Raw genomic sequence first — 7872 nt, forward strand, 5'->3', positions numbered from 1 at the left:
CGCCCGGTTACATTTCGAACCCGGAAGCTAAGCCTTTCAGCGCCGATGGTACTGCAGAGGGGACTCTGTGGGAGAGTAGGACGCCGCCGAACAAATTTTGAAAAAATGCCTCGTTCCCCGAGATTCGTCTCGGGGAACGAGGCATTTTTGCGTTCCGAGGAGGCTGAGGCTCTGGTCAGCGGCTGCGGGCGCTGCGATGCTGAGGCAATGGGGTACTTGATCAGACCAGTGAAGGCGGATGAGTGGAAGCGGCTCAAGGAGCTGAGGCTGGCGGCGCTGGCCGATCCGGTGGCTCGGGTGGCCTTCCACGAGACCTTTGAGGCGGCCGCCGGCCGGCCGGACGCGTTCTGGCAGCGGCGGGCGCAGCGCAGCGATGAGGGGCGTGCGGCGCTGACCTTCGTCGGGGAGGACGAGGACGGCAGCTGGGGCGGGATGGTCGTGGTGCTCGTCGAGGAGGACGAGGGGGACCCGCAGACGCTGGTCGTCGGGGTCTTCGTACGGCCCGAGCACCGGGGGACCGGGCTGGCCCGGGAGTTGTTCGAGGCGGCGATCGCGTGGTCGTGGGGCCTCGCGGAGCCGGTGGTGGAACGCGTGCGGCTGTGGGTGCACGAGGAGAACGAGCGGGCCGAGGCGCTCTACCGTTCACTGGGCTTTGTGGCGACGGGGCGGACGATGGCCGATCCGAAGAACGCGGATGCGGTGGAGCGGGAGATGACGCTGTCGCGCGGATAGCCGCGGTGCAGCGGTCCGGAGGAGAAGCAGCGGGGCGGGCGGTGCGTCCGGGGTCAGACGGGCAGCGAGTGGTGGGGCCAGCGGGCGCGGGCCTGTTCCTGGGAGCGCATGGTGGCCAGTGTCAGCAGACCGCGGGCGCGGCCCGTCTCCAGGAGGGCGGGGAGCGCGGGCAGCGGGGCGAGTGCCGCGATGTCGTCCAGGACGAGGGTGAGTGGTGGGTCGAGCCGACCGTCAGATGACCGTTCGGCCATGCGGCGGCCGTGCTCGACCACGTGCGAGAGGAGTGCGGTGAGCAAGGGCATCGCACCCGGGTTGGTACGCGGATCCTCGATGGATTCGCCCACCAGGTAGAGCGTTCCCCCCTCGTTGACGAATGATTCGAGAACGAGCGAATCCGGTCGGTGCGGATTGCTGGAGTCGCGGATATGGATCGACGAGAGGGCGGCCAGCGCGCGGCCGAGCAACTGCTGGGCGGCTTCCCGGCGTTCGGCGTGCGCGGTCAGCACGGACTCCAGTTCACCGGCCTGGCCGGCGGACGCCTTGGCGTGGGTGCGCAGGATGCGTACGGGTTCCTGGGCGGCGCCGGTGGTGTGTGCCCAGCGGTGCAACTGGCGGAACGGCCGGCCGTCCACCGCGGCGGCGTGCAGCCAGCAGCGCAGCAGGGTCTGGGCGGTCTCGGCCACGGACGTGTCCAGCGTGTTCGAGGGCCGTACGGGGGCCAGCAGGGCGGTGGCGCGGGCGGTGGCGGTGGCGATGTCCTCGCAGCCGGCCGTCGGTGACCAGTGCAGCCGGGCCGGGGTGTCGACGCGGTGCGTCGGGTCGTAGGTGAGCAGCGGGCCGAGCTTGGCGCGGGTGTCCTTGGTCTCGGACCAGAGGGTGGGGTCGCTGGTGGCGACGATCAGCGGGCCCTCGGCGGCGGCGATGGCGGCCGTCGCGGCGGCGCGGGTGGTGGCGCGGTCGGCCCCGAACTGGACGCGGGGGAGCGACAGTTCGTCGCGGGGGGCGGTCGGGGGCGCGGTGCGCTGTTCGGGGAGCGGGCCGCCGGTGAGGTCTTCGGCGGGGGCCTTGCCGAGGAGCGGGGTAACGGGGGCGGCTGCGGCCGGTGGCGGGGCCGGGTCGGCGGTCAGGGGCGTGGCCGGCGGTGCCGGGCGGGTGGGGGCCGTATCGGCGGGGGCCGTGGACTCGCGCCGTACCGCCGCGTCCCGGGCTGCCTCGTGCGCGTCGCGGGCGGCTTCCCGACGGGTGGCGCGGACGGCGCGGTAGCGGGTGACCGTCCCCATGACGAAGATCGTCAGGACCAGCAGGACCATCAGTTCGCCGATCAGGATGCCCCAGAACAGGCCGTAGCCGGAGAGCTGGTCCTTGGGCGTGTGCGGCCAGGCGGCGGCCAGGTCGTGTGGTTCGGTGACGAGGTGCCGCAGGGCCATCGGCGTACCGGGATAGCCGACGCCGTCGGGCCAGGCGCCGTGCGTGAACAGCGCGGCGAGGCCGGTCGCCGTCCAGACCAGCAGGGTCAGGCCGAGGAGGAAGGCGAGCAGCCCGATCAGCAGGGAGTCGGGGATGCCGCGCCCCCGGCCGCCGTAGGTGTCCCGGCCGTCCCGGGCCCGTTCGTATCCGCGGGTCACGCCACCGTCTCGCTCGACTCGTCTCTCAACTGCCGTTCCATGGCCAGGGCTTCGGCGCGTTCCTCGGCCTCGGCGTTGGCCGCCCGTTCGATGGCGAGCGCCTCGTCCGTCAGCATCGAGGACGCCTCGGTCATCGCCCGGTCGGTGTAGACCAGCGGTCGTTCCGCCTCGGTGATGAGGTGTTTGACGACCTGGACGTTGCCGTTGACGTCCCAGACCGCGATGCCGGGGGTCAGCGTCGGGATGATCTCGACCGCCCAGCGGGGCAGGCCGAGTACCCGCCCGGTGGCGCGCGCCTCGTCGGCCTTCTGGGCGTAGATCGTCCGGGTGGAGGCCATCTTGAGGATCGCCGCTGCCTCCCGTGCGGCCGCGCCGTCGACCACGTCGCTGAGGTGGTGGACGACCGCGACGAAGGACAGGCCGAGCCGCCGGCCGAACTTCAGCAGCCGCTGGAAGAGCTGGGCCACGAACGGCGAATTGATGATGTGCCACGCCTCCTCCACCAGGAAGATGCGCTTCTTGCGGTCCGGGCGGATCCAGGTGTGCTCCAGCCAGACGCCGACGATCGCCATCAGGATCGGCATCGCGATGGAGTTGCGGTCGATATGCGAGAGGTCGAAGACGATCAGTGGCGAGTCGAGGTCGATACCGGCGCTGGTCGGGCCGTCGAACATGCCACGCAGGTCACCGTCGACGAGGCGGTCCAGGACCAGCGCGACGTCCAGACCCCAGGCGCGGACATCGTCTATATCGACGTTCATCGCCTCGGCCGAGTCCGCCTCCGGGTGGCGCAGCTGCTCGACGATGTCGGTCAGGACGGGCTGCCGGTCGGTGATGGTCTCGTTGACGTAGGCGTGCGCGACCTTGAGGGCGAAGCCGGAGCGCTCGTCCAGGCCGCGGCCCATCGCGACCTCGATGATCGTACGGAGCAGGGCCAGCTGGCCGGTGGTGGTGATCGACGGGTCGAGGGGGTTGAGGCGGATGCCGCCGTTGAGGGCGGCGGTCGGGTCCAGGCGGATGGGGGTTATTCCCAGCTCCTGGGCGATGAGGTTCCATTCGCCGACGCCGTCCTCGCCCTGGGCGTCCAGGACGACGACCTGCCGGTCGCGGAAGCGGAGCTGGCGCAGGACGTAGGTCTTCTCCAGCGCGGACTTGCCGTTGCCGGATTCGCCGAGGACCAGCCAGTGGGGGGCCGGCAGCTGCTGGCCGTAGAGCTGGAAGGGGTCGTAGATGTAGCCCTTGCCGCTGTAGACCTCGCGGCCGATGATCACGCCGGAGTCGCCGAGACCGGGGGCCGCGGTGGGCAGGTAGACGGCCTGGGCCTGGCCGGTGGAGGTGCGTACGGGCAGCCGTGTCGTCTCCACCTTCCCGAACAGGAAGCTGGTGAACGCGTCGGTGAACGCGGCGAGCGGATCGAGCATGGCCATGACGTACGCGCCTCCCAGCGGCTTTAGCGGCGGATCCCGGTCGCGAAAGGAAGGGTGTTGACGAAGGCCCGGTGATGCTCGCGGTCGCACCATTCCAGTTTGAGGTAGGACTTGCCGGCCGAGGCGCGGATGGTCCGCTTGTCGCGGGCGAGTGCCTCGGGGGAGCGGGAGGAGACCGTGATGTAGCCGACGAGGTTGACGCCCGCGGCGCCGGACGCCAGGTCCTCGCCGCGCTGGTCGACGCGGCCGTGGTGGGCGACGTCGCGCGGGTCGACCACGCGGTTCATCTTGGCGGCGCGGCTGGCTTCGGCGTCGTCGTTGGTCTTCTCCGTCAGCATGCGTTCGATGGCGATCTCGGTGGGCTCCAGGTCCATGCAGACCGCGACCGTACGGATGACGTCCGGTGTGTGCACCAGGAGGGGCGCGAGGAAGTTGACGCCCACCGGGGTCAACGGCCACTCCTTGACCCAGGCGGTGGAGTGGCACCAGGGGGCGCGGGTGGTCGATTCGCGGGTCTTGGCCTGGAGGTAGGTCGGCTCCATCGCGTCCAGTTCGGCCGGCCAGGCGTTGCGCCGGCTCATCGCCTGGATGTGGTCGATGGGGTGGTCCGGGTCGTACATCGAGTGCACGAGGGAGCCGAGCCGGCCCTCGCCGAGGGGCTGGCGGACGCGGATGTCGGCCTCGGCGAGCCGGGCGCAGATATCGGTCAGCTCGCGGGCCATCACGACGGCCAGGCCGGCGTCGCGGTCCACCCGCTGCCGGACGAGGCCGCCGCGGTGGGCGTGCGCGGCGCGGGCCATGGTGTGTGCCTCGGCGGCGAGTTCGCGGGTGTAGTGCATGCACGCGACGAGGTAGGCGCGGTGCTGCTCCGAGGAGGTGGAGACCATGGACTGGAGCTGGTCGTAGGACTCCTGGAGCCAGGCGGGGGAGGAGCGGTCGCCGCGCTGGGCGACATCCTTGGCGTGCGCGTCCGGGTCGGCGGGGAGCGTCCGGGCGAGGATCTGAAGGCGCGTCACGAAGCCGTCGCCGTTGGCCACATGCTTGAGCAGCGTGCCGAAGCGGTCGACCAGCGCCTCTTGGTCCTCGCTGTCGCGCAGGCCGACGCCGGGGCCCTCGATCTCGATGGCGGCCGTGACGGTCTTGCGGTCGGCGTGCAGGAGTACGGCGATCTCGTCCGGTCCGAACGGGGCGGAGAGCCAGTTGATCCGGCCGATGCCCGGCGGCGGGCCGACCTCGACCTCCCGGCCGTCCAGCGAGATGCCGGCCTCGGCGGTGCCGGAGCGGTAGGCCGTGCCGCGGCGGAGCGTGCGGCGGTAGCTGCGCTTGATCTCGAACCACTTGTAGAACGTGCGGCCCTTGTACGGGACGTAGACGGCGGCGAGCCCCAGTACCGGGAAGCCGGTGAGAGCGAGTATCCGCAACGGGAGCACCTGCACCACGAGTCCGCACATCATGCCGATGAACGCGCCGGCGATGATCAGCGCGATCTCGCCGGTCTCGCGGTTCTTGCCGACGATGGCGTTGGGCCGGGCGCGGCCGATCAGATACGTGCGACGGGGTGCGATCGGATGGGACTGGGTGCTCACCGCCCATCACCTCCTGCTGTCTTGCCGGTGCGGGCGCTGCCGCCGGAGCTGCCGCTCGGGCCGGAACGGGGTGCGGGGGGAGTGGTGCGGCCGCCGCCGGAGCGGGTGCTGTGCGCGGCGACGCCGCCGGCCACGGAGTCGGCGGACCGGGACTGTCCGCCCTGGGCCCCGCCCCCGTCGCCGCCGGAGCTGCGGGCGCTGTGGGTCTTGATGCCCTGGGAGACCAGCGCGGCGGGTGAGGAGATCATGGCGGCGGCCTGGCTGCCGTCGGTGGCCCGGCCCTTGTTCGTCCGCGCCGAGACCATCTCGTCGCCGAAGCCGGGGACGAAGCGGTAGATCACGGCGCTGGCGAAGATGGCGAGGACGATGATCGCGAGGCCGGAGACGACCGCGGAGAAGGCGTTGGGGCCCTTGTCGTGGGAGAGCGCGCCGGCGATGCCGAGCACGATCACGATGACGGGTTTGACCAGGATCACGGCGATCATGATGCCCGCCCAGCGGCGGACGTGGCCCCACATGTTCTTGTCGACGAGCCCGGCGTAGACGACGGTCCCCAGCAGCGCGCCGACGTACAGCAGCGCGGCCCGGATCACCAGTTCCAGCCAGAGCACACCGGCGGCCAGCACCGACACCAGCGACACCACGATCAGCATGATCGGGCCGCCGCCGATGTCCGTGCCCTTGGTGAGCGCCTGGGAGAACGCGCCGAAGAACGTGTCGGTCTGGGCGCCGGTCCCCTTCGCGATGATCTCGGTGACGCCGTCGGTGGCGGAGACGATCGTGTAGAGGATGAGCGGGGTGAAGGCGGACGCCAGGACCGTGAGCCAGAGGAATCCGACCGCCTCGCCGATCGCCTCGGTCAGCCGGGTGCCGCGGACGGCGCGCTTGGCGACGGCGAGCAGCCACAGCACCAGTGTGAGGACCGTCGAGGCGGCGAAGACGACGGCGTACTGGCGGAGGAAGGCGGCGTTGGTGAAGTCGATCTGCGAGGTGGCCTTCACGGCGTCGGAGAGCTTGGTGATGATCCACGAGGCGGCGTTGGCGCAGCCCTTGGCCAGGGAGCCGAGGGGGTCGAGCGGGTTGTTGTCGAGGGGGTTGGTCGAGGGCGTGGTGACGCCGGTGCTGTTGCGCTGTTCGCAGAGGTCCTTGACGGTGCCGTTGAGGAGGCTGCACCGTTCGTCGCCCGGTGCCGGCGTCGGGCCCGGCGCGGCCAGGGCACGGGTCGCCAGCATGAAGGCGAAGGTCTGTACGGCGGCCAGCGCGGCGACGACGGAGGCCGCGCGGCGGCGCGTGGGCTTACCGGGCATAGGTGAATCCTCCGTACCCTTCGACCGCTCCGGCGATCTCCTTCGCCCCGGAGGCGGGTACGTCCCCGCTGACCGGGGCCGGACCGTTCTGCTGGGAGTTGGTCAGCGTCTTCCAGTCGCCGTCGGTCCAGACGAGCTTCATCGTGGTGGTGAACCAGCTCGTGGTGACCGGCCTGACGGATCCCTCGCCGGCCAGGCCGAGCAGGCCCGTGCACCAGACCTCGACGGTCGCCCGGTCGCCCGAGAACTCCTTGATCTTGGTGCCGATGGGGACGGTGCGCGAGACGAAGGCCATGCCCTGGGGCGCGGTGCCGTCCGCCTTCAGTCCGGCGCTCTTGAAGAAGTCCGCCGTGTACACCTTGTCGAGGGTGTTCTGGTAGCCGTCGACGGCGGACGGGGCCATGACGGTGCGGACGATCCGGTGCCGCTGGTCGTGGTGGAACATCTCGGACGACCCCAGCGCCACCGCGTAGTTCGTCGCCGCCGACTGCGCCCCCTGCTCCGTCTTCGCGAAGCCCGCGGCGATATCGCCGTTCTTGCCGGTGACCGGTTTGGTGCCGGTGGGGGTGGTCGGCCGGTCGTCCGCGGTCTTGGCGGCACCGCCCGGCGCGGACTCGTTGTTGCCGCTGCCGCCCCGGTTGGCGAAGGCGATGGCCGCGATCAGCAGGACCACCACGCCGACGATGGTGATGAGGTTGCGGCTGGACATACCGGCCCGGGGGCGCCGCGCCGGACCGTAGGAGTCGCCCCCGCCCTCGGGGAGCCTCGTACGGGTCTGGCCCGTCCGGGGGCCGCCGTAGTCGCCGTCATCGCTGAGACTCATCGTGCTGGTGCCCCCTCAACCGACGTCGCCGTCTCCGCCGTAGTTGTGCCGCCTTCATATGACCGTAGCCGCGTGGGCGGCGGCTCGGGCGATGTGGTTCGCGTACTTCTCACCGTGACGGGTCCTCAGGTGCGGTGCGGCGGAGGCGAATGGGGGACTCCGGGGGGTTTGTCCCCGCGGTGCGGCCCGTGTCCGCCCCCGCCTCCTTCCCTACGGTTCCTCCAGTCCCCGCGCAGCGGGCAGCCCAACCGGTCCGCTGGTGGCGGGGGTGGTGGAGGCGCGGTGCGGGGTCCGCCGGGCCGGGGTGGGTGGGCGTCAGCATGTGGCCTCGGGAGGGGAGGTGGGGCCAGTGGGGGAGCAGGAGGGGGCACG

Annotated in this window: 6 protein-coding genes and 1 rRNA gene; 2 read left to right on the plus strand and 5 right to left on the minus strand. The window is 71.3% G+C overall.

What is annotated here, in order from left to right; genetic code table 11:
• Both rrf and IH09_RS35725 read left to right on the plus strand, forming a co-directional pair.
• Nucleotides 1-92: ribosomal RNA gene (gene rrf, locus IH09_RS35720) — 5S ribosomal RNA — on the plus strand; the annotation flags it as partial.
• A 115-nt stretch (nucleotides 93-207) separates the two neighbouring features.
• Nucleotides 208-732, plus strand: a complete 525-nt coding sequence (locus IH09_RS35725) for a GNAT family N-acetyltransferase (RefSeq protein ID WP_052861918.1) — start codon at nucleotides 208-210, stop codon at nucleotides 730-732.
• 53 nt (nucleotides 733-785) lie between these two features.
• Here the strand turns inward: IH09_RS35725 and IH09_RS35730 are convergent, their stop codons facing one another.
• Genes IH09_RS35730 through IH09_RS35750 form a run of 5 tightly spaced genes read right to left on the minus strand, consistent with a single transcriptional unit; the run spans nucleotide 786 to nucleotide 7500 of the window.
• The gene (locus IH09_RS35730; RefSeq protein ID WP_052861919.1) at nucleotides 786-2357 is read right to left on the minus strand and encodes a type IV secretory system conjugative DNA transfer family protein; all 1572 of its coding nucleotides are present in this window, start codon (nucleotides 2355-2357) and stop codon (nucleotides 786-788) included.
• Nucleotides 2354-3778, minus strand: a complete 1425-nt coding sequence (locus tag IH09_RS35735; protein WP_052861923.1) for an ATP-binding protein — start codon at nucleotides 3776-3778, stop codon at nucleotides 2354-2356. The genes IH09_RS35730 and IH09_RS35735 overlap by 4 nt, the downstream gene beginning before the upstream one ends.
• A gap of 29 nt (nucleotides 3779-3807) precedes the next feature.
• Entirely contained in the window at nucleotides 3808-5370 is a 1563-nt protein-coding gene (locus IH09_RS35740; protein ID WP_052861920.1) for an SCO6880 family protein, read from the minus strand.
• Nucleotides 5367-6677 (minus strand): hypothetical protein, encoded by a 1311-nt coding sequence (locus IH09_RS35745; RefSeq protein WP_052861921.1) that lies wholly within the window; start codon nucleotides 6675-6677, stop codon nucleotides 5367-5369. The genes IH09_RS35740 and IH09_RS35745 overlap by 4 nt, the downstream gene beginning before the upstream one ends.
• Complete coding sequence (locus IH09_RS35750; protein ID WP_052861922.1) at nucleotides 6667-7500, minus strand: hypothetical protein; 834 nt, start codon at nucleotides 7498-7500, stop codon at nucleotides 6667-6669. Before IH09_RS35750 ends, IH09_RS35745 begins: the two co-directional genes overlap by 11 nt.
• Between the last annotated feature and the right edge of the window lie 372 nt (nucleotides 7501-7872).

The organism is Streptomyces celluloflavus, assembly GCA_000720995.1.
Lineage (GTDB): Bacteria > Actinomycetota > Actinomycetes > Streptomycetales > Streptomycetaceae > Streptomyces > Streptomyces celluloflavus.